Origin of the sequence: Nocardia sp. NPDC050435 (assembly GCF_040655395.1) — a bacterium.
Lineage (GTDB): Bacteria > Actinomycetota > Actinomycetes > Mycobacteriales > Mycobacteriaceae > Nocardia.
Window position 1 is genome coordinate 379,714 of record NZ_JBFAJW010000002.1, and the last position, 26,921, is coordinate 406,634.

A 26,921-nucleotide genomic window follows, 5' to 3' on the forward strand; every position below is an offset into this window, starting at 1 on the left:
TCGTCAGGTGAGATAGACAGCGACACCTACCGCTCCGATCAAAGCGATTGCGAGAAGCTGGAGGACACGGTCCCCCAGCGCGATCTCTTCGGGTTCACCGGCCGCGCCGCCGTCGACGTCGACCGCATAACGCAGGACTGCGATCGTGAACGGCACCATCGAAATCGCGTACCAGATGGTGTCGTTCTTCTCGCCCTGCTGGAATGCCCACAGACCATAGAAGATCACCAGGGCGGTCGCCGCGAGGGTCCAGACGAAGCGCAGGTAGGTGGGGGTGTAGTACTCCAGCGACTTGCGGATCTTGGCGCCGGTGCCGAGCGCGATCTGCAACTCGGCGTAGCGCTTGCCGGCCGCCATGAACAGCGAGCCGAACGCCATGACCAGCAGGAACCACTGCGACAGGTCGATGCCCGCCGCCGCGCCGCCGGCCACCGCGCGCAGCAGGAAGCCCGAGGACACGATGCAGATGTCCAGCACCGCCTGGTGCTTGAGCCCGAAGCAGTACGCCAGCTGGATGCCGATGTAGACGCTCATCACGACGGCCAGATGCCAGGACGCCGCGAACGAGACCAGGATCGAGCCGATCAGCAGCACCAGCGCCAGCGCGTAGGCCAGGTTCACCGGCACCACGCCGGCGGCGATCGGGCGGTACCGCTTGGTCGGGTGCGCCCGGTCGGCCTCGACGTCCATCGAGTCGTTGACCAGATAGATGCCCGAGGCCGCCATGCAGAACACCACGAAGGCGATCGCGACGCTGCCGAGGACGCCGGCGTCGCCGACCACGTCCGGGCCCGCGGCCAGCGGTGCGGCCAGCACCAGGACGTTCTTCACCCACTGGCGCGGGCGCACGGCCTTGAACAGGCCGCCCGCCAAGGTCTTCGGGGGACCCTTGACGACCGCTTCGGCTAGATCGGTGCCGGTCGGCTCTTCACTCATGACTTCACCTCGCTGGCGCTCTGCTCCGTCATGTGCGAAGCACGCTGTTTCATGGCTCGTTCGCTTCGCTCTCTCACGGTGAGTCTTTTCCTGTGCGGTGGTCACGACTATCGAGTCTCTTTTCGGCGGCGAGCACTACGGCGGCGGACGCTGCGCCGAGCGCGGATCCGGCGAGCACGTCGGAGGGATAGTGCACTCCGAGCACCACTCGGGAGAGCAACATCGGCGGAACGATCACCGCTGGCAAGGGTAGCCCGGTCAGTCTGCCGAGCAACACCGCAGCCGCGGTCGTCGAGGTCGCGTGCGAGGACGGGAAGCTCAACTTGCTCGGCGTACCCACATTGACCTGCACCGACGGGTCGTTCGGGCGCGGGCGGCGGACCACCCGCTTGATCACGATCGAGGCCGCGTGCGCCCCGACCGCGCCGACCGCGACCCCGGCCCACTGCCGGCGGCGCGGCTTGTCGACCAGCCAGCCGGCCGCCGCGATGCCGATCCAGCCGAGCGCGTGCTCACCGAAGTGCGACATGCCCCGGGCCGCGGCGACCACGGACGGGTTGGCGCCGATGGTGGATTGCACCGCGTTCAGGATCGCGACCTCGGGCGGGCGTTTGGTCTCGGCCGCACGGTCTTCCAGCCGGAACTCCTCGGGCAGGTCCTGCGCCGAGAAGCTCTGGTTCACCGCGTTCACTGCTGATCGCTCCCCTTCTCGATACCGAATGCCTTTTCCCAGGCCGCCGTGCTCGTGAGTTCCGGATGCGCGGCACGATAGCGCTTCTGCATTTCCGGGAACCGGGCGGCCAGTTCTTTCCGCAGTCGCAGCGCCTCTTTGAACAGGCCGAGCGCCTGGCGCGGATCGCGCTTGCGGTACACGACGCCGCGGCCGTCTGCCGTGGTGACGGTGACGCCGTCGACCTGCGACAGCAGGAACCAGCGCGCGTCCAGCGTGGGCACGTTCAACTGCGGCACCTGGTGATGCTCGGTGTGCGCGGGCTTGACGTTGTGCACCACGCCCTTGGCCAGGCGGATCACCTTGGCGATCGGGTTCGCCGGCTCGCCGACCGCGCCGACGCCGAGGTGGCTGGCCAGCGGCAGCTCGGTGGAGGACGGCAGGATCACCGCGTCCGGGTACTGCTTGCGCAGCGCGTGCACCGCGCCCAGCGCGCTCGGCAGCAGCTGGAACAGCCGCTCCGGGCCCGCGAGGAAGTCCTTGATCGCCAGGTTCTGGATCGCGACCGTCGAGTACTCCAGGCAGAGCAGGTGTTTCAGCGTCGCCTTGACGGTGTTGACCACCATGCCGCGGCCGTTGCCCGGCAGTTGCAGCGAGGCCACCACCAGGCGGTTGCGCAGATGGAAGTAGGCCTGCCAGTCGATGGCGTCGTCCTTGTCGCTCCACGCCATGTGCCACACCGCCGCGCCGGGCAGGGTGACCGTCGGGTAGCCGTGATCGCGCGCGCGCAGACCGTATTCGACGTCGTCCCACTTCAGGAACAGCGGCAGTGGCTGTCCGATCTCCTCGGCCACCTGGCGCGGGATCACGCAGGTCCACCAGCCGTTGAAGTCGACGTCGATGCGCCGGTGCAGCAGCTTGGAGTTGTCGCGGTCCTTGAGCGGGTACTTCGAGAAGTCGTGGTCGTATTCGACATTGGGCGCCGAGGACCACATGAAGACGCCGCGGTCGACGACCTCGCCCATGGAGTGCAGGTGCGAGCGCTCCTGCAGGTTCAGCATCTGCCCGCCCACCAGCAGCGGGGACTTGGCGAAGCGGGAGAAGGCCAGCGCGCGCAGGATCGAGTCGGGTTCGATCTCGATGTCGTCGTCCATGTAGACGATGAATTCGGCGTCGGAGTGCCGCAGCGCCTCGTACATGACGCGGCTGTAGCCGCCGGAGCCGCCGAGATTGGGCTGGTCGCGGATGACCAGCCGGTCGCCCAGGGTCGCCGCGGCCTCGGTGAAGCCGGGCTCGTCGACCACCTTGCGGTTGCCCTGATCGGCGACGATGACCGCGCTGACATGCTCGAGCACCAGCGGGTCCGAGCCGAGCGCGGCCAGGGTCTTCACCAGATCGGTGGGGCGGTTGAAGGTCGGCATGCCGCAGGCGATGGTGCCCGCGCCCGGGGCCTGGACCGGCGCGTACCAGCCGCCGGAGAGCAGCGTGACCGCCGTGTCGGTGGTGATGTCGAACCAGAGCCAGCCGCCGTCCTCGAACGGGCCCAGGTCCGCCTCGAACTCCACCGTGGTGGAGTCGGCGCCGGGCGCGACCGCGAATTCGTCACCCTGCACGTGGATTCGCGAGCCGTCGGCCTTGGAGCGGTACAGGTCGACGCGGCCGTGGCCGGCCAGCTCCAGGCGCAGCACCACCGACTTCAGGACGCTCCAGCGCCGCCAGTAGCTGGCGGGCAGCGCGTTGAAGTAGGTGCAGAACGAGACCTCGGATTCCGCGCCGATGGACAGCTCGGTACGGGTGGAGGCGTGCGCGCGGCGCGCGTTGGTGTCCGACTCCTCCAGGTAGAGGGTGCGCACGTCCAGCGGCTCGCCCGGCCGCGGCAGGATGATGCGCTGCAGCAGCGAAATCGCGCGGGTCTCGGTCACTTCGTCCACCATTGCCGGGGAACTCACACGCTCTCCTGATCCACCAGCGCCGCACCGGATTCCAGGTGCGGGCGCAGGACGTTGTCGAACATGTTGAGCGCGCTGCCGATCGCCATGTGCATGTCCAGGTACTGGTAGGTGCCCAGGCGGCCGCCGAAAAGCACCTTCTGCGAGGCGGTTTCGGCCTTGGCGCGCTCGCGGTAGGCGAGCAGCTTGGCGCGGTCCTCCGGGGTGTTGATCGGGTAGTACGGCTCGTCGCCGGTCTGGGCGAAGCGCGAGTACTCGCGCATGATCACCGTCTTGTCCTGCGGGTAGTCGCGTTCCGGGTGGAAGTGCCGCGGCTCGATGATGCGGGTGTAGGGCACGTCCGCGTCGTTGTAGTTCATCACCGAGGTGCCCTGGTAATCACCGGTTTCCAGCACTTCGGTCTCGAAATCGATGGTGCGCCAGCCCAGTTCGCCTTCGGCGTAGTCGAAGTAGCGGTCCAGCGGGCCGGTGTAGACGACGGGCGCGTCCGGGTTCTGGGCGCGCAGTTCGTCGCGCACGTCGAACCAGTCGGTGTTCACCCGCACCTCGATGAGGTCCGAGGTCGCCATGTTCTCCAGCCACTTGGTGTAGCCGTGCTTGGGCAGACCCTCGTAGGTGTCGTTGAAGTAGCGGTTGTCGAAGGTGTAGCGCACCGGCAGGCGGGTGATGTTGCCCGCGGGCAGTTCCTTCGGATCGGTCTGCCACTGCTTGGCGGTGTAGTCGCGGATGAATGCCTCGTAGAGCGGGCGGCCGATCAGGGAGACGGCTTTTTCCTCGAGGTTCTGCGCGTCCTTGGTCTCGATCTCCGCGGACTGCTCGGCGATCAGCTTCTTGGCTTCCTCGGGGGTGAAGTAGCGGCCGAAGAACTGGGAGATCAGGCCCAGGCCCATCGGGAACTGGTAGGCCTGCCCCTTGTGCATCGCGAACACGCGGTGGTTGTAGTTGGTGAACTCGGTGAACTGGGTGACGTAATCCCAGACCCGCTTGTTCGAGGTGTGGAACAGGTGCGCGCCGTAGACGTGAACCTCGATCCCGGTCTGCGGTTCCGGCTCCGAATAGGCATTGCCACCCAGGTGGTGGCGGCGGTCGAGGACCAGTACGCGCTTGCCCAATTGGCTCGCGGCGCGTTCGGCGACGGTCAGGCCGAAGAAGCCCGAACCGACGACGATCAGGTCGAAAGAGGAGTTTGCGGAGTTACCGGGGGACGATGCGACGGTCACGGGAGCCCAGAGTATCGGAAGTGCGCAAGCCGTCCGGGTGCAGTATTGGCGGGCGCTGGTCTGCGGCCGATTTCGCGCCGCGGCAATCGGAATTTCAATCGGAGTTAGCCGAAACGCCGATGTGGCGGAAACACGGCCGCTATTACATGGGCACCGAACTGAACGACCGTCCAGTTCTCGTGTAGCCAGATCATCGGAGCTCGCCCCATGCGGATACCCCGCCTCCTCACCCCGCTGCTCGGGGCCCTCGCGCTGACCGGGGTACTCGGCACCGCGATCCTCGTCCCCACCGCCCCGGCGCACGCCGACGCCACCGGCACCCTCGCCGCGACCCCGATCAGCGACGGCTGCGCGGCAGGCGCGCCCTCCTTCGACGACGTGGTCACCGCGGCCGCCACCGCCCTGCGAACCCAGGTGCCCGCCGCCCAGCTCGCCGGCTTCGACCAGCAGGTCGACGATTTCCGGCGCGGCATCGCCGCGGTGCGCGTGCATCGCGACGGACTGCCGGTCGCCCCCGCATTCGTCGGCGCGCGACCCGATTACCTCGACGACCCGATCGTCACCTACCTGGTCAACGGCTTGGACGCGGTGCGCACGGGCCGCGTGCACCAGACCCTGTCGGTGTCCCGGCTGACCGTGAACGACGCCATCGAGGTCTTCATCCTGGCCACCCGGATCGTCAAGATCCCGGCCCAGCTCACCGCCAGCCTGGTGCCCTCGGTCGGCATCCTGCTGAAGCCGATCGTCGGAGCGATCTTCAACGGCGTGAAAGCGCTGAGCCGAAAGCTGCAGGAGCACATCGCCGCCCAGTGCGCGGCGCCCAGCGCCTACGCCCCGCTCGACCTCGGCGATCCGGTCGTGGAACGCGTGGATCTGCCCGCGCCCCTGGTGGATCTGGCGAACTCACTGGTGAACGCGAACGAATCCTGCACGCCGGTGGCCGAACTCACCACCCGCGAGCTCATCGAACGCACCCGCGGCTACCTGAACACCGCCGACCTGCCGCTGGACCGCGCCGTCATGAACGCCGGAGCCGACAGCCTGCAGGCGTTCCTGGCCGGAAACCGGGTCACCGAACTCCTGCTGCTGCGCCGCACCGAGGAGCTCGGGCCGCTGGTCGCCGCCGCCGACTACGGCCCGATCACCCTGCTCGCCAACCTGGGCTTCAGCGTCTACGAGGGCAAGGCCCTGAATACGGTGCCGCTCGCGGAGATTCAGGTGGAGAACGCGTTCGACCTGGCGATGCTGTCGCTGGACGTGACCAGTCTGCTGCTGTCCCTGGGCAATCTGGCGCTGGGCTTCACCGGCGTGGCGTCCACGGTGACCACACCGCTGTCGGTGGTGCAGACGCTGGCGTTCGCGCCGACCACCTACGGTGCGCCGATCGTGCGCGGCGTCATGCAGTCGATGTGCGCCGCCTAGGCCGGGAAGCCGACGTCCAGCTCCACGGTGTCGCGCTCGGTGACCATGCGCCAATAGTGCTCGCCCAGTTCGTCGTTGCCCATGCGGGCGATCTCGAGGCCCGGCGGGATCAGGTCCGGGTCGGCGTCGATCAGGCGTTCGGCCTCGCTGTTGCCGATCAGCGCGCCGATATTGAGCAGGCCGGCGTAGACGCCGGTGCCCGCCAGCTCCAGCGCCAGCTGCTGCACGTAGCCGCGCTGGGCGGCCAGCGCGACGCCGAAGTTGGCCAGGTAGGGCAGCGGGAGGCGGGCCGAGGAGCCGGAGGAGTAGAGCAGGGCGCCGTCGCCGCGCTCGAGCATCGCGGGCGCGAGGGCGCGGGTCATCCAGACCGGTGAATAGAGCTTGAGCGTCAACGCGGTGCGCAGCGCGGCGGTATCCGTCCCGAGGGTGGCGGGCGCGCGATCGGACATGTTCGCCGCCGCGTTGTGCAGGGCGACGTCGATGCGGCCGAAACGGGCCGTGACCTCCCCCGTCACTCGGTCGACCTCCGATTCCACGCTGACGTCGGCCGGGAAGGCGGTGGCCTCGATGCCGGCCGCGGCCAGTTCCGCGACATGGCCGTCGGCCTTGTCCGGGTTGCGGCCGATCACCGCCACCCGGTAGCCCTCGCGGCCGAAGCGCCGGGCGGTGCCCAGGCCGAGGCCCGGCCCGAAGCCGAAGATCGCCAGTGTCTTGGACATTCGCTACCTCATTAAGTTGAGTCACGGTTCAAGTTCGATTCGACGGTAGCTTAAGTTGAACCTATGCTCAAGATATTGCCGGACCCGGATTTGTAGGATCGGCGGATGCCCGAGGACAAGCCGCTCCGCAGCGATGCCCAACGCAACCGGAACGCGCTGGTCACCGCGGCCCGGGCCGTCTTCCTCGAACGCGGTCTCGACGCACCGCTCAAGGAGGTCGCCGCCCGCGCGGGCGTGGCCATCGGGACGCTCTACAACAGATTCCCCACCCGCGACGACCTGATCGCCGCGGCGGTCGAAGACCGGATCGAAGCGGGCGGCCGGATCGCCGAACAGGCGCTGGCCATGACCGACCCCTGGGAATCGTTCGTCTACCTGGTCGAAAACGTCTGTGAATTACAGGCCGGCGACCGCCTGCTCAGCGATCTGGCCCTGCGCGCCGCCCCCAGCCCCGCCGTCGCCCGCGCCCAGGAACACGGCCACCGCCTGATGCGCCAGATCATCACCCGCGCCCAGGACGCCGGCGCTCTGCGCGCCGACTGGGTACTCGAGGACATCGCCTTCATCACCTGGTCGCACACCCGCATCGTCGAGGCCCTCGCCCACCTCGCCCCCCAAGCCTGGCGCCGCCACCTCGCCCTGGTCCTGGACGGCCTGCGCGCCACCGCCGCCCACCCCCTCCCCGTCCCCCCGATCACCGAAGACCAGCTGATGCAGGCCCTCCGCAAGTAGTTGTCAGCCCGACCCGATCCAACGCGCGAGCGGCGGCGGCACACCGGAGACCACAGCCGATAGGCGGCCGCCACTCTCCCCCGCTGTCAGCACTGCTGGGGACTTAATCAGTAGCGTGGCGGATACTGCTGCTGGCCATAGGGATTGGGTGGGGGCGGGACGGGTTGACCGTAGGGCGGCTGACCGTAGGGCGCGGGGCCGTAGGCGGGTTGGCCGTACGGGGGCCGGGCGTTGGCGGGCATACCGAAGCGCGGGGCGGTGATCAGCCATTCGCTGGTCGACTTGAGCAGGCACAGGATGGCGATGACGGCGGCGATCAGGAGGGACAGGCCGTTGAGGGCGACCAGGTCACCGACATCGGCGCCCCGGTACTTGTTGGAGATCTCCGCGGCTTGCACCAGACCGTAGATGCTGAATCCGGCGGCGACGAGGGACAGGATCAGGACGATCACGCGGCCCGCGGGCTTGCGGCCGAACAGCAGCAGCGCGCCGATGCCCCAGGCGACCATGAGACCGAAATTGACGGTGGCGAGGAATTCCCATTGGCCGGTATCGATTTTGGGCACCTTGATGCCGCTGCCGTTGAGCGACTGCAAGGACTTGCTCGCGTCTTTCATCTTGTCGATCGCCGACAGCAGCCGGGCGCCGGAGATCGCGTGCAGGACGGCGATCACCAAGCCCATCGCCGCCGCGGTCTTGGCGGTGCCGCCGGTGGGATACCCGGGCACGCGCCCCGGCATCGGTGGATACCCCGGCGGGCGGTATCCACCCTGCGGCGCATACGGATTCGGCTGATATCCCCCGCCCGGCACCCCTTGCGGCCCATACGGATAGCTCATCAGGTCCTCCCCCTCAGAAGTGTTTCCGGGAACCCTACCGGCCCGAGCCGGCCGACCGCACAACGAAATCCGGGCCGGCGGCGATCCACCGCCCCGTCGAATTCCAGCAGCCGAGCAGCAGAACAACCAGCCACGGCGTGGTTGCCAGCGCGGTGAACGCGACGAGATCGCCGGCGGGAACCGCACCGAACAGCGTCATGAAGGTCACCAGCGGAAAGGTCGCGAGCAGCGCGCTGCCGAGCGCGCCGGTGACGACCATGGCCCGGCCGATCCGGGAGCGCGCGGCCAGCAGCAGTCCGCCGAGCAGCAACAGCCCGGTGCTCAGCGCCTCGGCGCCGAGGAAGACGAGAATGGTGGTGTCGGCCCAGGGCGGTGTCGCCCCGTCCCGGATCAGCGCGAGTGCCAGGTTGTCCCGGGTCAGCAGTTCGTACAGTCCCAACACGTTCCAGCCGCCGCCCAGCAGCGCCAGTACCGCGGCGAGACAGGCGGTTACGCCGCTCGGGCGCTGATAGCCCGCAGGCGAGCGCAGTGGCTGTCCGGGATAGGCGGGCAGGAATGTCGTCATGTGGATCGTCCCCTCTCACGGTGTGCGCGAAACGTAACGAGGCCCGCCTACGGGTACGCATAACGAATCCTTGGCACAGCGAAGGCGCCCGCACCGGCCGTGCGGGCGCCTCGGGGATTACGTCGATCAGTCCGTGTGCTGTTCGGCGTAGGCCTTCATGGCGTCACGGACGAACTCCGCGGTGCCGTCGCCGTGGACGTCGTAGTTGACGCGGAACCGGTCGTCGGAGACATACATCTCGCCGATGCAGGCGAAGGTCTCCAGCGGGACCTGCTTTCCGCCCCAGCCGTCGCCCATCCAGGCGCGGTGGCGCGCGGAGATGGCCAGCACCTCGGGGCTGTCCGGCGCCTGCCCGGCCGCGTGCGCCGCGCCGTAGGCGGCGGAGATGTCGCCCGCCTCCTGCATGAACGCCTGCTTGCCGGCGTCGTCGAGCGAGCGCCACCATTTGTCGCTGTCGGCGTAGGCCTGCTTGCCCCACCGCTGTTCGACCTCGTCCTTGTACTGGGTGTGATCGAACCCGTCGAATACTTCTGCGGCCACGAGCTTTTCACCTCTTTCCGTCTTGTCCAGCGTGACCAATACCGACTCGATCCGGCGCCGGATCCGATCCTGTTCCTGCCGAAGCAAATCCAGGTGCGTGCGCAATGCGGCGGCGGTATCCTGCTCTCCGGCAAGGACTTCGGCGATGGCCGGGAGGCCGAGGCCGAGCTGCCGGAGCAGCAGGATGCGCTGCAGCCGCACGAGGGAGTGCTGGTCGTAGTAGCGGTATCCGTTGGCGCCGACTCGGCTGGGCGGCAACAGCCCCAGCTCGCCGTAGTGGCGCAGCGTGCGGCTGGTGGTACCGGCCGCCTTCGCCAGATCCTGGATGGACCATTCGCCGGTGCGGACAGTCGCGGTCATGACCAGTTCTCCTTCCCGTTTCTCGTCGGTGAAATCAGTCTGCAAGTTGACGTAACGTCAAGGTCAAGCCTATTTGGCCGCTCCCACCAGAATGCCCTGCACCGGCGCCGGGGCCACCGGCTGAACGACGCGGGCCCGCGTGGCGGTCTGCCCGAGCACGGTGCCGCCGAGCGCCACGGCCATGCCCAGGACCTGCAGCGGAGTGAGCACCTGCCCGAGCGCGACCCAGCCGATCACCGCCGCCGAGACCGGCGAGAGCAGGCCGAGGAAGGCGACCGAGGTGGCGGGCACCCGGGAGATGCCGCGCACCCAGATCCAGTAGGCGACGGCGGTGCCGATGATGCCGAGGTAGAGGTAGCCGCCGATCGCGCGACCGTCCAGCGCGGGCGGCGCGCCCTCGACGAGCAGGGCGAGCGGGGCGATGATCAGGCCGCCGGCGGTGAGCTGCCAGCCGGTCATCGCGAGCGGGCCGACGCCCTCGGGGCGGCCCCAGCGCTTGGTCAGAATGGTGCCGAGCGCCATGGACGCGGCGCCCGCGAGTCCGGCCAGCACGCCGACGGCGTCGAGCTGCGCGGTGGCCTTCAGCACCACCAGCGCTACGCCGCCGACGCCGACGAGTGCCGCGATCAGCTTGCGTGGGGTGAGCTTCTCACCCAGGATCGCGGCGGCGAAACCGAGCGCGAACATCGGCGCCACCGCGCCGAGCACGCCGGCCACACCACCCGGCAGCCGATAGGCGGCCAGGAACAGCAGCGGGAAGAACGCGCCGATATTGAGCAGTCCGAGCACGGCCGCGCGTCCGAGCCAGGCGGCGCCGTGCGGCAGCGTGCGAGTGAGGGCGAGCAGGATCAGCCCGGCCGGCAGCGCCCGCATGAGCGCGGTGAACAGCGGCCGGTCCGGCGGCAGGAACTCGGTGGTGACGGCGTAGGTGGATCCCCAGACGACGGGGGTGAGAGCGGTGAGCGCGAGGGTGGCGGCGGGTGAGCCGATACGCGCCGGGGTGCTGATCATGTCGTTCGCTCCTCATTGATAATCTCAACGTTGAAATATTTACTCCCCCGGGTGTCTCATCGTCAAGTAGATGAACGTTGAGATATTTCAGATCGAGAGGAATCCGCGATGAGCGACGCGATCGACCTCATCACCGAGCACTGGAACCGCGAGCGCCCCGACGTGGACGTCGCGCCGATGGCGGTGATCGGCCGCATCTCCCGGCTGGCGCAGATCCTGGAGGGTGAGCTCAAGAAGTTCTTCAACGGCCACGGCCTGGAGTTCTGGGAGTTCGACGTGCTGGCCACGCTGCGCCGCTCCGGCGGCGAAAAGGGCCTCACCGCAGGAGCTTTGAACGCCGCGGCCATGCGAACCTCGGGCGCGATCACCAATCGCGTCGACCGCCTGACCACGAAGGGGCTGGTGCGCCGCGCCGCCGATCCCAGCGACCGGCGCTGCATCCGGGTCCAGCTCACCCCGGCGGGCCGCGCCCTCGTCGACGAGCTGCTCCCGCTGCACATGGCCAACGAGGCACGGCTGCTCGCCGAACTCGGCGCCGACGATCGTGACCAGCTGGTGCGCCTGCTGCGCGGGCTCGCCGAGACCCTGGGCGACACCAGCCTCGGCTGAGCTACCCGGTGGGCCCGTCCTCCCGGGCGATCGCGCCGGGCGCCAGGTCCGCGAGCGCGGCGAAGTCCACCACCCGCGCGCCCAGCTCCGGGGTCGCGATGATGACGCCGTTGCTGAACACCCGGTAGGTGCCGATGCTGCGCGGCAGCCGCAGCTCCGGGCCCAGCGGTGCGCCGAGCGAGCCGTAATCACCGCCGAGCCTGCGGTATTCGGCGTCGATCGGCGAGAGCTCGGCCGCGGAGTCGATCATCGGTTCCGGGACGTCACCGCCGCCGAGCTCGGCGGGCGTCGGGCCGACCTCGAAGGTGAAGATGTCGGCCGGGCTGCCGCCGTCGGGGGCGGAGGAGTACTCCGAACGCAGAATCCGGCCGTCGCGCAGCAGCACGGTGCCCGCGGTGGCGGCGACGGCCTCGGCCGCGCGCGGATCCTCGATGACCGTGCCCGCGTATACCTGACAGTCGGTGGTGTCGCAGGTCTGGGCATACGGGTAGCGCGATTCGGCGAGCGCGTAGGAACGCGCCGCGATGGCCTGGGCGCGCAGCGCTTCCCGCGCACCCTGATCGACCCAGTTCGCCTGCATCTCCGCGGGGACCACACCGAGCAGGTAGTCCTCGACGTCCACCCGGTTCACGGTGCGCGCCACGCCGTCCTCCAGGGCCAGGCCCAGCGCGCCGCGATATCCGGTGCCGTTGCACAGCATCAGGTGCTCCGCGCCGGGGCGACCCGGGCCCGGATCGACCGGGTACACCCACGGATCCTGAGTGTCGCTCTGCCACAGCACTTCTCCGTCGCATCCGACCGTCACGACGACGTGCGCGCCGCCGTCGGGCAATGCGGTCAGATGCGCCACTTCGCCGGGCGCCAGCACCTGTCCGGCAACTATCGCGCCGGCGGCGGCGTAGGTGTCCAGGGTCGAGTCGTCCTGCGCACTGAGCCGGACCGCGACGGTGGTCGGCGGCACCGTGCCCAAACTCGCGCCGGGATAGTAGTGCTCGAGAATGCGCTCGGCGACCCAGCCCTGCACCGCATTGTCGAAAGCGCCGTGCTGACTCATGCCGCGGCCGTGCCCGGGACCGGCCAGCTGCCGATATGCCGTGGGCAGATAAGCGCAGGTGAGAACGATTCCGATGAATGCGGCCGCACATCCGGTGACCAGCAGGGGCCGCCACATTCCGGTAAATGTCGATGGTTTGATCCGACGTCTATTCCGGTTTATTCCGAATCCGCCGGATCGGCGGATTCCAGCCCGCTGGGGGCGCTGTCTGGCTCGCATTCGTCTACTCCCGCCGGTTATTCGCCGACCGCATCGGTTCGATCGCCGTCGGCATGTCGCTGGGTCCGAGGAGATTTCGGAAGCTACATTCGAGCAATCCTCAACTAAAGATTTAGGGCTTGTGACATTTGTTGCTTAGTGTGATCTGTGATGCATCGAGAAGCAAGCACATGTGATCGCTGATTCGACCTGAATGGAGATGCTCGTGCCGTACCGCAGACCGAAACGCTCCTACCTGCTCCCGGTGGTCGCCACGCTCGCGGTTTCGGCCCCGTTCGCGACACTGCACCTGGCCGAGGACTTCCGCGTGGCGAACGACAGCGAATTCGCGGCGGTACCCACGCAACTGGCCGAGGTCGTGCTGAACTCGGTCCCCGACATCACCCTGCCGCTGCGCGAGCTCACCGGCCTGGAGCTACCCGACCTGCACCTCTCCGACCTGCGCAGATTGCCGCTGCCCGCCTCGATCGAGGTGCCCGAGGGCCTGCCGCTGCCGCCCGGGATCGAGCTACCGAGACAGATCCCGCTCCCCAGATTGGGCTCCGGCACCGACGACCCGGGCCAGTACTCCCAGCCCGGACAGACCACCACCGCGACACCCACCTCCGCGCAGAATCCCCCGCGCACCGGTCAGACGCCCGGCCCCACGGCCTCGGCTCCCGGTCAGACGCCTCCCGCGGGCGCCGTGAATCCCGGCCCCGCCCAGACTCCCGGCCCGGCGGCCGTGCCCACTCCCGGCCCCGCACCCGCAGCACCGGCCCAGGCACAAAATCCGGCTACCCCCGGCTCAGCACAAAATCCCGCCGCCCCCGGCCCGGCACAAAATCCCGCCGCCCCCGGCCCGGCACAAAACCCCGCTGCCCCCGGCGCGGCACAGACTCCCGCCGCGCCGGACCCGGCACAGACTCCCGCCGCACCGGCCCCGGCGCCGAACCCAGTGCCGGTCGCGCCCATCTCCGCGTCCCAGATTTCCCTGGCGAACGGCAGTCCCATTGCCGCACCCAATGCGCAGGGCGCGAGCATCGGTCACTCTCTCGGTGTTTCCGATCCACGAGCGCCCGGCGGCATCCGACTGGTCGCTGATCCGGTGGACGTCGAAACACCTACCGCCGTCGATGATCTCGCAGCACCCGGTCCGGTCCCCCCGGCCGATCCGGCGCAGCCGATCCCTGAAAACCTCTCCGGCCCAGCGCAGCACACCGCCGACCCCATCCCGGCGAAAGCGGACGGACCGCTCTTCGGCCCCGAAACTCGCCCGGACACACCGGCTCTCGAACCCGGTGCCGTCCCGGACGACCTGATCCAGCAGGTCGGCGCTCAGGTCAAGGAGCTGTCCCGCGAGACACCGTTCAGCGTGGTCGCGCTGACCGCCAAGGATCTCGGCGGCACCAAGGCGATGATCCGCGCCAAGCAGGCCGACGGCAGCTGGGGCCCCTGGTACGAGACCGAACCCGTCGACACCCATCGCAACGATCGGGGCGCGCCCAGCCGCACCTCGGGCACCGAGCCGATCTACGTCGGCAGCACCAACGCCGTGCAGATCCTGGTGACCCGCAAGGACGCCGCCCAGGGCAAGCCCGCCGTGGCGCCCGAGCTGTCCCCGCCGCCCGCGGACGCGGCCGAGCCGATCGCCACCGCGCACCCCGAGGGTGAGCTCCAATTCCCCAGCAACGAAGAGGTTTTCGGTAAGCAGGTGCTCTCGCAGCTGACCGCGGTGCTGATCGATCCGGGCCGCGGCGCCGTCGACGCCGCGGTGTCCCCGGTGGCCGCCGCACTGCCGGGCGGCGGTCCGAGCGTGATCAGCCGCGCCGGCTGGGGCGCGGACGAGTCGATCCGCTGCGAGGACCCCACCTACGACGATTTCCTCGGCGGCGTCACCGTGCACCACACCGCGGGCCGCAACGACTACGACAAATCCGAGTCCGCGGGCATCGTCCGCGCCATCTACGCCTATCACGCGAAAACGCTGGGCTGGTGCGACATCGGCTACAACGCCCTGGTCGACAAGTACGGCCAGATCTTCGAGGGCCGCGCCGGCGGCCTGGACCGCCCGGTGCAGGGCGCGCACGCCGGCGGGTTCAACGAGAACACCTCGGGTGTGGCGCTGATGGGCAACTACGTGTCCGAGTCGCCGAGCGAGGAGTCGATCGAGGCGATCGGGAGCTTCGTCGGCTGGCGGGCCAAGCTGGCCGGGCTGGACCCCCAGGGCGACACGGTGATGGAGTCCGAAGGCACGGAGTTCACGTCGATCCCGCAGGGCCAAACCATCGACCTGCCCATCGTTTTCGCGCATCGCGATGTCGGCAACACGACCTGCCCGGGTGACGCCGCCTACGCGCTGATGGATCGCATCCGCGAGATCGCCGCCGACGTGCCCGCGCCCAAGGTGCGGGTCTCCCAGCAGCAGCGCAAGGCGAACGCGACACCGAACCCGGTGGGCCCGCCGAAGCCGGCCACGCCCGGCCCGCGCGTCGAATCGGAACCCGCCGACGACGTGGAGCAGCTGGCCGCGCTGACGAAACGGCTGCTCGGCATGCTCGACCACAATGCCATCGCCAAGTACTGGGCGGCCAAGGGCGGCGCCGAGGGCGCGCTGGGCGCTCCCCGCACGGAGCCGATGCCCGCCGCGGGCGGCGGGCAGTACGCGAAGTTCGTCAACGGCTACGTCTACAACCCGCCGTCCGGCCAGGTGTTCGAGGTGGCCGGCCACGTGCTGGACCGGTTCCTCGAGCTCGGCGGCGACACCGGCCTGCTCGGCGTCCCGGTCAGCAACGCCTACCCCGTGCTGAACGGGCTGCGCTCGGACTTCCAGAACGGGTCTCTGATCGTCAACGAGGTGACCGGGATCGTGACCACCGCCTGGAAAGAGATCAACGCCGATCCGCGCACCGCGCCGGACGGCCCTGCCCCGGTGGAGGTTTCGGCTCCGGCCGACGGCCTCGCACCGGCTCCGGCCGACATCCCTCCGCCAGGGGATGTCGTGCCGCCCGCCGCGGACAGCGTCCCGCCCGGCGACGGGCAGGGGTGACCCGAACTCCCCGGCACGCGAGCAGCGGGATCAGGACCACCAGCGTTCGAGCACCTGGGCGACGCCGTCGGTGGCATTGGTGCCGGTGACCTCGTCGGCCGCGGCGATGGCCTCGGGGTGCGCGTTGGCCATCGCGACGCCGTGCCCGGCCATCGACAGCATGGGCACGTCGTTGGGCATGTCGCCGAAGGCGATGATGGTCGAGTGCTCGACGCCGAGGCGCTGGGCGACCAGCGCCAGGCCGGAGGCCTTGGTGACGCCCGGGGCGGACAGTTCGATCAGCCCGTGATCGGTGGAGTAGGTGATGTCGGCGCGGTCGCCGATCAGCGGCGCCAGCTTGGCCCGCATCGCGCCGCTGGACATACCGCGCAGCCGGATCAGCATCTTGATCGCGGGCGAATCGATCACCTCGTGCCGGGCGACCATCGTGTCGTCGGGGTTCAGCCAGGCGTGCTCGTACTGCGGTGAGCTGACGAACTGCGGGGTGACGGCGTCGTGGGCGCTGGCGCCGACGCGCTCGGCCGCCAGGCCGCAGCCGGGCAGCGCGGTCTCGGCGAGATCGGCGATCCAGGACAGGGTGTCCACGTCGAGGGTGCGGCTGGCGAGCACGCTGTCGGTGGCGCTGTCGTAGATCACCGCGCCGTTGCCGCAGACGCAGAGCGGGGCATAGCCCAGGCCGTCGACCACCGGATCGATCCAGCGCGGCGGCCGGCCGGTGGCCAGGACGAAGGGCACGCCGTCGGTGATGAGAGCGTCGACGGCCGCCTTGGTGCGGGCGGTCACGCGCTCGTCGTGATCGATCAGCGTGCCGTCCACATCGGAGGCCACCATCTTGGGCTTGGGTAGGTGCAGGCGGGTCACCTATTCCATCCTGCCGGAAAACCGTCTCGGCGCGGTCGCAGTCAGGAGTTCGGGCGCTGCCACTGGTCGTCGGCGGGCTTGCCGAAGGGGCCGGGCTGGGCGCCCGGCACCACCTGGGTCGCGGCGTCGGCGGCCTGGGTCGGGGCGATCTGGGTCGGGACGTGCGCGAAGGGGTCGGCTCGAGGCGGCGCGGGAGCGAAAGGGTCGGCTTGGGCCGGCGCGGGCGCGAAGGGGTTGACCGGCGGCAGACCGGATTGCGGAGCGCCGGGGTAACCCGGCTGCGGCGCGAAGCCCGCGCCCGGGTAGCCCGGCTGCGCCGGGTAGCCACCGGAAGGGTTGTAGCCGTAGGGGTTCGGCTGCTGGTATCCCATCGGCTGACCCGCCGCGGCAGGCTGGTACGCCGCCCAGCGCGCCGTCGACGGCAGCAGGGCCAGCACCATCGTGATGACCGGGAAGATCAGGCTGATCAGGGCGGACACCCCGGCGATCGCCATGATCGAGCCGTCGTCATCGATGTCGGCGAACATCGTCGCGAGCAGCACGTTGCTCAGGATCTGCATCACGATCACCAACCCGCATCCGGCCGCGATCAGGATCCGCCCGACCGGGCGACGCGTGAACAGCATGACCGCCCCGACGCCCAGCAGCAGCGCCGACAAGATCGCGACCGCCCCCGTGATCATGGTCAACGTCGTGAACCCGGACTCGAGATCGCCGCCCGTATCGAGACTGCTGATCTGCGAGCTCGTGAAGAAGTTGGCGAACCCGCCGATGAGCTGGAACACCGCGCCGATACAGGCCAGCACTCCGGCCGTGATCGCGGTGCCGCCGCTCGGGGCCGCCGCGGGCATGGCGTACCCGCCCGCATACGGCTCGTACTGCCCCGGATACTGCGGATACGCCATGAGATTCCCCCATCCGGAATCCCATCCCGGATCCCTCGAACACGCTGAACACCTCACAGTAATGCGCGATCACGGCTCCCGCCGAACCCGCGCACGCCGCCGCGAGCCGACATGCCTGGCATCGGCTCGCCTGCGCGAACCACGATTCCGTCCTTATGATCAGTGCCTACCGACCACCCCAGGTGAAAGACCGTGAGGACTGATGACCGGCTTCTTGCTGCGGCGCGCTCTCAATTACGTCGTGCTGTTGCTGCTGGCGTCGTTTCTCACCTTCGCCTTGACATCGTTGACATTTCGGCCACTGGACAGCCTGGAGCAGCGCAGTCCCCGCCCGCCGCAGTACGTGATCGATCAGAAGGCGAAGGAGCTGCGGCTCGACGAGCCGATTCCGGTGCGCTACGTGAGCTGGCTGAAGGGCATCCCGGAGGGCGACTTCGGCAAGACCCTGGCCGGGCAGCCGGTCAGCCAGGAGTTGGGCCGCCGGATCGGGGTCAGCCTGCGGTTGCTGATCATCGGGTCGATCGTGGGTACGGTGCTGGGCGTGCTGATCGGCGCCGCCAGTGCCATTCGGCAATACAAATTCTTCGACTATTTCGCCACGGTGTTGTCGCTGCTGTTGTTGAGCACACCGATCTTCCTGCTCGCGACTCTGCTCAAATACGGTGCGCTGGAGGTCAACGCGCTGACCGGCGAGCAGATCTTCCTCTATACCGGCGAGACGTCGGCGACCCAGATCAACGGATTCTGGCCGCAGATGCTGGACCGGCTCCAGCATCTGGTGCTCCCGACGGCCGCGCTCGCCTTGGGCGCGATGGCCGGATACAGCCGCTACCAGCGCAACGCGATGCTGGACGTGCTGCAGAGTGATTTCATCCGGACCGCGCGGGCGAAGGGGCTGTCCCGCAGTAAGGCCCTGTACAAGCACGGACTGCGCACGGCGCTCATTCCGATGGCCACGCTGTTCGCCTACAGCCTGGGCGGCCTGATCACCGGAGCGACGTTCGTGGAGAAGATCTTCGGCTGGCACGGGGTCGGCGAATGGCTGGTCGACTCCATCAACGCCCAGGATGTGTACGTGGTGGTCACGCTCACCGCGTTCGCCGGATTGGTGGTGCTGGTGTCGGGCCTGCTGTCGGATGTGGTGCTGGCCCTGCTGGACCCGCGGGTGCGTGTGTCATGACCGAAACGGCCATCCTCGTCGAGGGCGCGCCCGAAGTCGCGGCCGCCGGACGGCGCAAACTGGTGTGGCGGCGCTTCCTGCGCAACCGGCCCGCCGTCGCGGGCGCGGTGATCCTGCTGCTGATGCTGGTGCTCGCCTTCGCGCTGCCGCCCTTCCTGCAGTGGGACTACCAGCAGATGGACCCGACGGCGTTCCGCAAGCCGCCGAGCGCACGACATCCGTTCGGCACCACGCAGATCGGGCAGGACGTCCTCGCGCAGACTCTGCGCGGGCTGCAGAAATCGCTGATCATCGGTGTCTGCGTCGCCCTGATCTCGACACTGATCGCCGCGACGGCCGGCGCGGTGGCGGGCCTGCTCGGCGGCTGGACCGACAAGGCCATCATGTGGCTGGTCGACCTGCTGCTGGTGATCCCCAGCTTCATCATCATTGCGATCTTCGCACCGCGCACCAAGGGCAGCGGATCGATTCTGGTGCTCATCGTCCTGCTGTCCCTGTTCAGCTGGATGATCAGCGCGCGGATCGTCCGGGGGCTGAGTCTGAGTCTGCGCGATCGCGAATTCGTCCGCGCGGCCCGCTATATGGGCGCACCGACGCGCACCGTGATCGTCAGCCACATCCTGCCGAACATCGCCTCGATCCTGATCATCGACACCACGCTGTCCGTCGGCGCGGCGATCATGGCCGAAACCGGTTTGAGTTTCCTCGGATTCGGCGTGCAGCCGCCGGACGTCTCGCTCGGCTCGCTGATCGCGGCGGGCACCCAGAGCGCGCTGGTCTTCCCGTGGCTCTACATGTTCGCCGGTGGCTTCCTGATCCTGACCGTGCTGTGCGCGAACCTGGTCGGCGACGGCCTGCGCGACGCCTTCGATCCGAGCGCGCACCGCGCCCGCGCACGCAAGAAGCGGGTGAAGTCGTGACGAACCTGGAGAAGGGGGATCCGGCCGCGCCGCTGCTGGAGGTGTCCGAGCTGCGGGTGTCCTTCCCGAGCGAGGAGGGCCGCGTAGACGCTGTCCGGGGCGTCGATTTCAGCGTCGCCGACGGCGAAGTGCTTGCCATCGTCGGCGAATCCGGTTCGGGCAAGTCGGTGTCGTCGATGGCCGTCATGGGTTTGCTGCCCGATCAGGCCCGCGTGCGCGGTTCGGTGCGTTTGCGCGGGCGGGAGCTGATCGGCCTGGGCGACCGGGACATGTCCCGGCTGCGCGGCAGTGCCATCAGCATGGTGTTCCAGGACCCGCTCTCGGCACTGACCCCGGTGTACCGGGTCGGGGATCAGATCGCCGAAGCGCTGCTGGCCCACGGCACGCTGAGCAAGAAGCAGGCCGCGGCGCGCGCGGTCGAACTGCTCGATCTGGTCGGCATCGCCGACGCTCCCGTACGCGCCAGGGCATTTCCGCACGAGTTCTCCGGCGGCATGCGCCAGCGGGTGGTGATCGCGATGGCCATCGCCAACGACCCCCAGCTGATCATCTGTGACGAACCGACCACGGCGCTCGACGTCACGGTGCAGAAGCAGATCCTCGGACTGCTGCGCAAGGCGCGCGACATCACCGGCGCGGGCGTCGTCATGATCACCCACGACATGGGTATCGCGGCCACCGTCGCCGACCGCGTCGCGGTCATGTACGCCGGCAAGATCGTCGAAACCGCGCCCGCCGCCGATCTTTTCGCCGAGCCGCGGATGCCGTACACGGTCGGGCTGCTCGGCTCGATCCCGCGGATGGACGGCCCGGCGCGGACCCCGCTGATCCCCATCGTTGGGGCGCCGCCCGCCATGCACGCGCTGGCACCGGGCTGCACGTTCGCACCGCGCTGCCCGATCGTCGCCGAGGAGTGCCGCAACGCCGAACCGCCGCTGGCCGAGGTCGCAGCGGCGCACACCGCCGCGTGCTTCCGCACCGGCGAATTCGATTCCACCGCACTGTTCGACGCCTACCGAGCCGACATCGCCGAACCCGAGACCGTGACGCCGACCGCGCCCGAGGTGGTGCTGCGGGTCACCGACCTGGTGAAAACCTTTCCACTCACCCGGGGCGTGGTGTTCCGCCGCCGGACCGGAGAGGTGCGGGCGGTCGACGGCATCAGCTTCGAGGTGCACGCCGGTCGCACCCTGGCCCTGGTGGGCGAATCCGGCTCGGGCAAATCCACCACACTGAGCCAGATCCTGGATCTGGTGCGGCCCGAGTCGGGCACCATCGAGATCCTCGGCCGCGACGTCGGCAGCCTGTCCAAGCCGGAGAAACGCGCGATCCGCAGGCAGATGCAGATCGTCTTCCAGGACCCGACGGCCTCGTTGGATCCGCGCCTGCCGATCTTCGACGTGGTGGCCGAGCCGTTGCGCGTAGACGGCCGTTCCCGCACCGAGATCGCCACGCGGGTACCGCAATTGCTGGAGCAGGTCGGCCTGCAACCGGAGCACGCCGATCGCTATCCCGCCGATTTCTCCGGCGGGCAGAAGCAGCGGATCAGCATCGCCCGCGCCTTGGCGCTGGAACCCTCCATGCTGGTGCTCGACGAGCCGGTGTCGTCGCTGGACGTCTCGATCCAGGCGGGTGTGCTGAACCTGCTGCGAGACCTGCAGGCCGAACGCGGATTGTCGTACCTGTTCGTCTCCCACGACCTTTCGGTGGTTCGCAATCTCGCGCACGAGATCGCCGTCATGCATCGCGGCAAGATCGTCGAGTACGGACCCGCCGAGCAGATCTTCGCCGATCCCCGGGACCCGTACACCCGGGCGCTGATCGACGCCGTGCCGCTACCGGTCGCCGGCCGGTAAGTCCCTCAAAAGTCAGGAGTTCGCGATGCGAGTCGGAGCCAGGCGGCGGCGGTGGGCGGTGTCGCTGGTCGCGATCGGACTGATCGCCGCGGGGTGCGGCAACGCGGATGACGCGGGCCAGGGCCTGACCGATGCCCTCGGCACCAGCAACGACATCAATCCGAAGGCGCGGGACGAAGTGCGAGACGGCGGCAATCTGCGCCTGGCCACCTCCGCGCTTCCGGACAACTGGAACACCCTGTCCAACGACGGCAACAACGGCGAGATCGCCGATCTGCAGCGGCCGATGATGCCGCGCGCGTTCACCGTCGACGCCGCGGGCAACCTGGCGGTCAACCGCGACTACTTCACCGACGTGGCATTGACCGGCACCACTCCGCAGCAGGTCACCTACACCATCAATCCCGCGGCCGTCTGGTCCGACGGAAAGCCGATCACCTGGGAGGACATCGCGGCGCAAGCCAACGCCCTGAGCACCCGGGACAAACGTTTCCTGATCGCGATCTCCAGCGGATTCGAGTTCGTGTCGAAGGTGGAGCGCGGCGTCGACGACCGCCAAGCGGTGCTGACCTTCTCCCAGCCGTACGGCGAGTGGCGCGGCCAGTTCGCCGGGAACTCGGCGCTGTACCCGAAATCGGTGACCGAGACGCCGGAGGCGTTCAACACCGGCCTGGTCGACGCGATGGGACCGACGGCGGGCCCGTTCCAGGTCCGTTCGGTGGACAAGACGCAGAAACGCATAGTGCTGGAGCGCAATCCGAAGTGGTGGGGCGAGCAGCCCAAGCTCGACACCATGACCTATGTGGTGCTCGATCAGTCGGCCTGGTCCGGCGCGCTGCAGAACAACGAGATCGACATCACGCGGCTGAGCTCGATCGAGGACGTCACGACCATCCGCAACACCCAGGGCCTGCAGATCCGCCGCACGCCGGGTAACCGCTGGCGGCACATCACCTTCAACGGCGCGCCCGGCTCGATCCTGGCCGATCAGGGTGTGCGGGTGGCGATTTCGAAGGCGATCGACCGTCAGGGCATCGCCGCGGTGAGCCAGATGGGTCTGGTCGAGAATCCCCAGCCGTTGAACAACCACATCTTCCTGCAGGGTCAGGAGGGATACCGCGACAACAGCCTGGGTTACGACCCCGACGCCGCGGCCCGGGAACTCGACGCGCTCGGCTGGAAACTGGCCGGCGAGGTCCGCGAGAAAGACGGACGGCAACTGATCGTTCGCGACGTCATGTACAACGACCCGCTGTGGGTGCAGATCGCGCAGATCATCCAGCAGAATCTCGCGCGCATCGGCGTGAAACTGGTGATCGACACGAAACCGGCCGCCGGCTTCTTCCCCGACGTCATCCAGACCGGTGATTTCGACGCGGCGCAGTTCGTGTTCCAGGGAGACGCGTTCCCGTTCAGCAGTATTCCGCAGATCTACTACTACGACCCCGACAATCTGCAGGGCAACTACGGGCGCATCGGCTCACCCGAAATGAACGCGCTGATCGATCGGACCATCGCGGAACTCGACCAGAAGCGAGCGATCGAATTGGCCAACGAGGTGGACCGGAAGGTATTCGAGGAGGGCCACTCCCTGCCGCTCACCCAGGATCCGGGCAACTTCGGGGCGCGGGCGGAAGTGGCGAATATGGGTTCGCCGGGGTTGGCGTCGTACGACTACACGAAGATCGGATTTGTGAAGTGACAATTCAGTATTCACGCAGGCTGCGTGGTATCGCAGCGCCGGTGCTCGCGATCTCGCTGCTCGTGGCCGGGTGCGGGGGCGGCGACGACGACGTGCGATCCGGGTCCAGCGACGTCGGTCAGCCCAGCGAGATCAACCCCCGCGATCCCGCCGATCTGCGGGAAGGCGGGAATCTGCGCCTCGCACTCACCAGTTTCCCGGCGACATTCAACCCGTTGCACGTCGATTCCGACGGTGATGTCTCCACCGTCGTGGGCTGGACTTTGCCCAGCACGGTGACCGCCGACGAGGCAGGTGTCGTCAGCACCGACCCGGATTTCTATTCCGATATCCGGCTCGTCAACACCAATCCCCAGCAGATCGAATACACCATCAATCCGAAAGCCGTGTGGTCCGACGGCAGCCCGATTACCTGGGAAGACCTGCGGTCGCAGGCCAATGCGCTGAGCGGGCGCGACACCGGGTTCCTGGTTTCGCACACCCAGGGCTACAGCCGGATCGAGAAGGTCGAGCGGGGTGCCGACGACCGCCAGGCGATCGTCACGTTCGGACAGCATTACGCGGAATGGCGCGGACTGTTCAGTCCACTGATGCCCAAGGAGTCGACCGCGACGCCGCAGGCGCTGAACGATGTCGATCGCTCCCGGCCCGCGAAATCGGCGGGGCCGTTCATGGTCACCGCGATCGATCAGGGGCAGAAGCGAATCACGCTGCAGCGCAATCCGAAATGGTGGGGCAATGCCCCCAAGCTCGACACCGTGACCTTCAGCGTTCTCGACTCCTCCGCCCGGCTGACCGCGCTCCAGAACAACGAGATCGACGCGGTCGACATCTACGGCGCCGAGGAGGCGAAATCCGCCGGAAGTTCCCCCGGCATCGTGGTGCGCCGCGCGCCCGACGCCACGAATTCGCATTTCACGTTCAACGGCGCTCCCGGCTCCATCCTCGAGGATCCGCGCCTGCGGGTGGCCATTTCGAAGGCGATCGATCGGAAGACCATTACGACCGCGCTGCAGAACGGGGTCGTGATCGATCCGAAGCCGGTCAACAATCACATCTACCTGGAGGGGCAGAAGGGATACCAGGACAATTCCGCCGTGGTGTCCTACGATCCGGCGGCGGCAGCGCGCATGCTGGACGACCTGGGCTGGCGGCTCAACGGTGAAGTGCGCGAGAAGGATGGGCGGCAGCTGGTTATCCGGGACGTGATGGTCCAGCAGGATCGCCAGGTCCAGATGGCGCAGATCGCCCAGCAGAACCTGGCCCAGATCGGGGTCAAGCTGGTGATCGAAACGCACTCGGGCACCGACTTGTTCACCAAGGTCATCGATCCCGGCAATTTCGATATCGCACAGTTCTCCTGGGGCCGGAGTCTTTTCCCGCTGGGCGCCCTGGAGCAGATCTACGCCTACAATCCCGCCAACAATCTGAGCAACAAGGGCCGGGTCGGCTCACCCGAGTTGAATGCCCTCATCGATCAGGTTCTCTCCGAGCTCGATCCGGAGAAGGCGATCGAGATGGCCAACCAGGCCGACCGGATGATCTTCGAGCTCGGCCACTCGCTGCCGGTGTTCCAGGGTGCCGGCAATGTCGCCGTCCGCGACAACGTCGCCAACTACGGCGCCTTCGGCCTCTCCTCCGCCGACTACACGAAGGTCGGTTTCGTGAAGTGAACCCCGCGCACCCGCTGACCTACCCGGTCGGCGTGACGATCGGCGCCCTCGCGGTCTGTGCCGTGTGGGCGCCGTTCGCCACTTCCAGCCAGTTGGCCGCGTTGGCGGCGCTGGTCGCGGTGATGCTGGGGTACACGGCTTTTCAGGTGGGGCTGGCTCGGGGGGTGGTGGGTGCGGGGGTGCCCGGGCCGGGGACGGCGGCGGTGCGGCGGGTGCGGCAGGAGCATCGGCTGCTCAGTCGTTCGTGGCTGGAGCTTTCCGGTTTCGCGGCGGGGCCGGATTGTGCACAGTCGTCCACAGGGGCTGGGGACAGCTGGTGGGTGCCGGTGTTTTTCGATCCGGCGCTGCTGCGGCTGACCGAGGCGCGGGCCGAGCTGGGTGAGCGGGAGATCCGTATCGGCGGCGCGCGGCTGGCTCCGTCGGGGCGGGCGCGCGGGAGTGAGCCGCCGGGCCGCCTGATCGACAATCCGTCGCGACCGGATCCCGAATTCGCCACTCTCGCTGCCACTTCCGCGCGGGTGTCGCGGCGGCTGCTGCTGGACGCGCAGCCGGCGGTGGCCGCGCCGTTCGTCGCGCTGCTCTGGGTGTACCTCGACGGCGGCGGGTTGCCCGCGTTCCTCGGGGCCTGCTGCGTGGCTTTCGCCGCGGCGGTGTGGCTCTCCGCCGTGCGCGGCTCCGACCCCAGCTAGGACAGCAGGCCGAGGGCGTCGGCGTGGTCGAGGGTTTTGCGCACGTGCCACACCAGGGGGACGTGCGTGGCTTCCGCGTAGGTCATCCATTCGAATTCGTCGTGCTCGTCGTCGGGCAGGCGCACGGCGCGGCCGAGTTCGTTCTCGAAGCAGCCGAAGGTGATCGTGTGGAAATCGATGTCGCGCCCCTCGGCGTCCGGATTGACGAAGTGCGTGAGCTCGTCGGTGACGAGCACGTCCAGGCCGGTTTCCTCGGCGACCTCCCGGCGGGCGGCTTCGGCCGGGCTCTCGCCGGGCACCACGGTGCCGCCCGGAATATCCCACATGCCGCCCAGCGGCAGTGTCGGATTGCGGTGCAGCAGTAGTACTTTGCCGGTGCGGATCGGCAGGGCGTGCGCTGTCCACCGCTGCTCCCCGTTGCGTTCTGTCATCTCCGCTCCCTCCTCCCGCTGACGAGTCTGCCACGCTCGGCGGCGGGGTGACCGATCGAGGCAAATTGGTCTGACCACTTGACCAACTGACCATCAGGGCGCACAGTGGGGGCATGGCGTTGCAACCTGTGGTCAAGCGGTCGGTGTCGGCGGATGTGTTCGAGCAGATCGCCGCGGAGGTGCTCAGCGGCGAACTCGCCCCGGGCGCGACGCTGCCGAGCGAACGGCAGCTGGCCGAGGCACTCGGGGTGTCGCGGCCCGCAGTGCGCGAGGCGCTGCAGCGGCTCGCGGCGGCCGGGCTGGTCGCGGTCCGCCAGGGCGACGCGACCACGGTGCTGGACTACCGGCGCGGCGCCGGGCTGGAGGTGCTGCCGCGACTGCTGGTGCAGTCCGGCGTGCTCGAACCGGCGGTGGCGCGCAGCATCCTGGAGGCCCGGCTGCACAACGGTCCCAAGATCGCCGAGCTGGCCGCGGCGCGCCGCTCCGATCCCGAGCGGGTGCGCGCCGCGTTCGACCGGATCCTCGCGGCCCTCGCGGCCGAGGCGGATCCGATCGCCAAGCAGCGCCACGCCCTGGCGTTCTGGGACGAGGTGGTCGACACCGCCGATTCCATCGTGTTCGGCCTGATGTTCAACATGCTGCGCGCCGCCTACGAACCCGCGCTCGCGGCGCTGGCCCCGATCATGTCCGCCGAGGTGGACAACGTCGCGGGCTACCGCGATCTGGCCGCCGCCATCGTGGCGGGCCGCCCCAAGCAGGCCGCCAAACACGCTCGGGCCCTGCTCGAGCCGGCGACCGAAGCCCTGATCGACGCCCTCGGCGCCTGATCAC

At 68.6% G+C, this 26,921-nt stretch carries 24 protein-coding genes; 11 read left to right on the forward strand and 13 right to left on the reverse strand.

Features of this window, described 5'->3' with window-relative positions; translation table 11 throughout:
• Positions 1-3: 3 nt before the first annotated feature.
• The 4 genes from AB0I43_RS06110 to glf form a co-directional block, all read right to left on the reverse strand.
• Positions 4-936 carry a decaprenyl-phosphate phosphoribosyltransferase gene (locus tag AB0I43_RS06110; RefSeq protein WP_356971734.1) on the reverse strand — a complete coding sequence of 311 codons (933 nt, stop codon included), beginning with the start codon at positions 934-936 and terminating at the stop codon, positions 4-6.
• Between the two features lie 73 nt (positions 937-1,009).
• Entirely contained in the window at positions 1,010-1,573 is a 564-nt protein-coding gene (locus tag AB0I43_RS06115) for a phosphatase PAP2 family protein (protein ID WP_356972239.1), read from the reverse strand.
• A gap of 50 nt (positions 1,574-1,623) precedes the next feature.
• A complete protein-coding gene (locus tag AB0I43_RS06120) occupies positions 1,624-3,555 on the reverse strand; it encodes a glycosyltransferase (protein ID WP_356971736.1) in 1,932 nt (643 codons plus the stop codon).
• Positions 3,552-4,775 (reverse strand): UDP-galactopyranose mutase, encoded by a 1,224-nt coding sequence (glf, locus tag AB0I43_RS06125; protein WP_356971738.1) that lies wholly within the window; start codon positions 4,773-4,775, stop codon positions 3,552-3,554. Before glf ends, AB0I43_RS06120 begins: the two co-directional genes overlap by 4 nt.
• 207 nt (positions 4,776-4,982) lie before the next feature.
• Between glf and AB0I43_RS06130 the strand changes: the two genes are divergently transcribed.
• The gene (locus AB0I43_RS06130) at positions 4,983-6,197 is read left to right on the forward strand and encodes a hypothetical protein (RefSeq protein ID WP_356971740.1); all 1,215 of its coding nucleotides are present in this window, start codon (positions 4,983-4,985) and stop codon (positions 6,195-6,197) included.
• On the opposite strand, the gene AB0I43_RS06135 is transcribed toward AB0I43_RS06130, so the two are convergent.
• Positions 6,194-6,916 carry an SDR family oxidoreductase gene (locus tag AB0I43_RS06135; protein WP_356971742.1) on the reverse strand — a complete coding sequence of 241 codons (723 nt, stop codon included), beginning with the start codon at positions 6,914-6,916 and terminating at the stop codon, positions 6,194-6,196. The two genes, AB0I43_RS06130 and AB0I43_RS06135, sit on opposite strands and share 4 nt — an antisense overlap.
• A 105-nt stretch (positions 6,917-7,021) precedes the next feature.
• Here AB0I43_RS06135 and AB0I43_RS06140 point away from each other — a divergent pair, with 105 nt between their 5' ends.
• Complete coding sequence (locus AB0I43_RS06140) at positions 7,022-7,648, forward strand: helix-turn-helix domain-containing protein (protein ID WP_356971744.1); 627 nt, start codon at positions 7,022-7,024, stop codon at positions 7,646-7,648.
• Positions 7,649-7,755: 107 nt separating this feature from the next.
• Here AB0I43_RS06140 and AB0I43_RS06145 read toward each other — a convergent pair whose 3' ends face one another.
• From AB0I43_RS06145 to AB0I43_RS06160, 4 genes are all read right to left on the reverse strand, one after another.
• Positions 7,756-8,487: a hypothetical protein gene (locus tag AB0I43_RS06145; protein WP_356971746.1), complete on the reverse strand. Its 732-nt coding sequence runs from the start codon at positions 8,485-8,487 to the stop codon at positions 7,756-7,758.
• A gap of 34 nt (positions 8,488-8,521) precedes the next feature.
• Entirely contained in the window at positions 8,522-9,052 is a 531-nt protein-coding gene (locus AB0I43_RS06150; RefSeq protein ID WP_356971747.1) for a hypothetical protein, read from the reverse strand.
• A gap of 126 nt (positions 9,053-9,178) precedes the next feature.
• Positions 9,179-9,952, reverse strand: coding sequence for a TipAS antibiotic-recognition domain-containing protein (locus AB0I43_RS06155; RefSeq protein ID WP_356971749.1), 774 nt, complete (start codon positions 9,950-9,952; stop codon positions 9,179-9,181).
• Positions 9,953-10,021: 69 nt separating this feature from the next.
• Positions 10,022-10,963 carry an EamA family transporter gene (locus tag AB0I43_RS06160; RefSeq protein ID WP_356971750.1) on the reverse strand — a complete coding sequence of 314 codons (942 nt, stop codon included), beginning with the start codon at positions 10,961-10,963 and terminating at the stop codon, positions 10,022-10,024.
• Between the two features lie 108 nt (positions 10,964-11,071).
• On the opposite strand from AB0I43_RS06160, the gene AB0I43_RS06165 reads away from it, so the two are divergent.
• Entirely contained in the window at positions 11,072-11,572 is a 501-nt protein-coding gene (locus AB0I43_RS06165) for a MarR family transcriptional regulator (RefSeq protein ID WP_356971752.1), read from the forward strand.
• Position 11,573: 1 nt separating this feature from the next.
• On the opposite strand, the gene AB0I43_RS06170 is transcribed toward AB0I43_RS06165, so the two are convergent.
• Positions 11,574-12,743, reverse strand: a complete 1,170-nt coding sequence (locus tag AB0I43_RS06170; RefSeq protein WP_356971754.1) for a SpoIID/LytB domain-containing protein — start codon at positions 12,741-12,743, stop codon at positions 11,574-11,576.
• Between the two features lie 307 nt (positions 12,744-13,050).
• On the opposite strand from AB0I43_RS06170, the gene AB0I43_RS06175 reads away from it, so the two are divergent.
• A complete protein-coding gene (locus AB0I43_RS06175; RefSeq protein ID WP_357431482.1) occupies positions 13,051-15,873 on the forward strand; it encodes an N-acetylmuramoyl-L-alanine amidase in 2,823 nt (940 codons plus the stop codon).
• Positions 15,874-15,903: 30 nt separating this feature from the next.
• On the opposite strand, the gene AB0I43_RS06180 is transcribed toward AB0I43_RS06175, so the two are convergent.
• Entirely contained in the window at positions 15,904-16,725 is an 822-nt protein-coding gene (locus AB0I43_RS06180) for an HAD family hydrolase (protein WP_356972243.1), read from the reverse strand.
• A 50-nt stretch (positions 16,726-16,775) separates the two neighbouring features.
• The gene (locus AB0I43_RS06185; RefSeq protein WP_356971755.1) at positions 16,776-17,639 is read right to left on the reverse strand and encodes a hypothetical protein; all 864 of its coding nucleotides are present in this window, start codon (positions 17,637-17,639) and stop codon (positions 16,776-16,778) included.
• 202 nt (positions 17,640-17,841) lie between these two features.
• On the opposite strand from AB0I43_RS06185, the gene AB0I43_RS06190 reads away from it, so the two are divergent.
• The 6 genes from AB0I43_RS06190 to AB0I43_RS06215 are packed head-to-tail and all read left to right on the forward strand — an operon-like array spanning position 17,842 to position 25,659.
• Positions 17,842-18,819 (forward strand): ABC transporter permease, encoded by a 978-nt coding sequence (locus tag AB0I43_RS06190; protein WP_356971756.1) that lies wholly within the window; start codon positions 17,842-17,844, stop codon positions 18,817-18,819.
• The gene (locus AB0I43_RS06195) at positions 18,816-19,739 is read left to right on the forward strand and encodes an ABC transporter permease (protein WP_357431484.1); all 924 of its coding nucleotides are present in this window, start codon (positions 18,816-18,818) and stop codon (positions 19,737-19,739) included. Before AB0I43_RS06190 ends, AB0I43_RS06195 begins: the two co-directional genes overlap by 4 nt.
• Positions 19,736-21,595 (forward strand): ABC transporter ATP-binding protein, encoded by a 1,860-nt coding sequence (locus AB0I43_RS06200; RefSeq protein ID WP_356971759.1) that lies wholly within the window; start codon positions 19,736-19,738, stop codon positions 21,593-21,595. The genes AB0I43_RS06195 and AB0I43_RS06200 overlap by 4 nt, the downstream gene beginning before the upstream one ends.
• Positions 21,596-21,620: 25 nt before the next feature.
• Positions 21,621-23,297 carry an ABC transporter family substrate-binding protein gene (locus AB0I43_RS06205; RefSeq protein WP_356971761.1) on the forward strand — a complete coding sequence of 559 codons (1,677 nt, stop codon included), beginning with the start codon at positions 21,621-21,623 and terminating at the stop codon, positions 23,295-23,297.
• Positions 23,294-24,970 carry an ABC transporter family substrate-binding protein gene (locus tag AB0I43_RS06210; RefSeq protein ID WP_357431486.1) on the forward strand — a complete coding sequence of 559 codons (1,677 nt, stop codon included), beginning with the start codon at positions 23,294-23,296 and terminating at the stop codon, positions 24,968-24,970. Before AB0I43_RS06205 ends, AB0I43_RS06210 begins: the two co-directional genes overlap by 4 nt.
• Positions 24,967-25,659 carry a hypothetical protein gene (locus AB0I43_RS06215; RefSeq protein ID WP_356971764.1) on the forward strand — a complete coding sequence of 231 codons (693 nt, stop codon included), beginning with the start codon at positions 24,967-24,969 and terminating at the stop codon, positions 25,657-25,659. Before AB0I43_RS06210 ends, AB0I43_RS06215 begins: the two co-directional genes overlap by 4 nt.
• Here the strand turns inward: AB0I43_RS06215 and AB0I43_RS06220 are convergent.
• On the reverse strand, positions 25,656-26,090 hold the full coding sequence (locus tag AB0I43_RS06220) for an NUDIX hydrolase (RefSeq protein WP_356971766.1): 435 nt from the start codon (positions 26,088-26,090) through the stop codon (positions 25,656-25,658). The two genes, AB0I43_RS06215 and AB0I43_RS06220, sit on opposite strands and share 4 nt — an antisense overlap.
• A 113-nt stretch (positions 26,091-26,203) precedes the next feature.
• On the opposite strand from AB0I43_RS06220, the gene AB0I43_RS06225 reads away from it, so the two are divergent.
• Positions 26,204-26,917 (forward strand): GntR family transcriptional regulator, encoded by a 714-nt coding sequence (locus AB0I43_RS06225; protein ID WP_356971768.1) that lies wholly within the window; start codon positions 26,204-26,206, stop codon positions 26,915-26,917.
• The last annotated feature ends 4 nt before the right edge of the window (positions 26,918-26,921 follow it).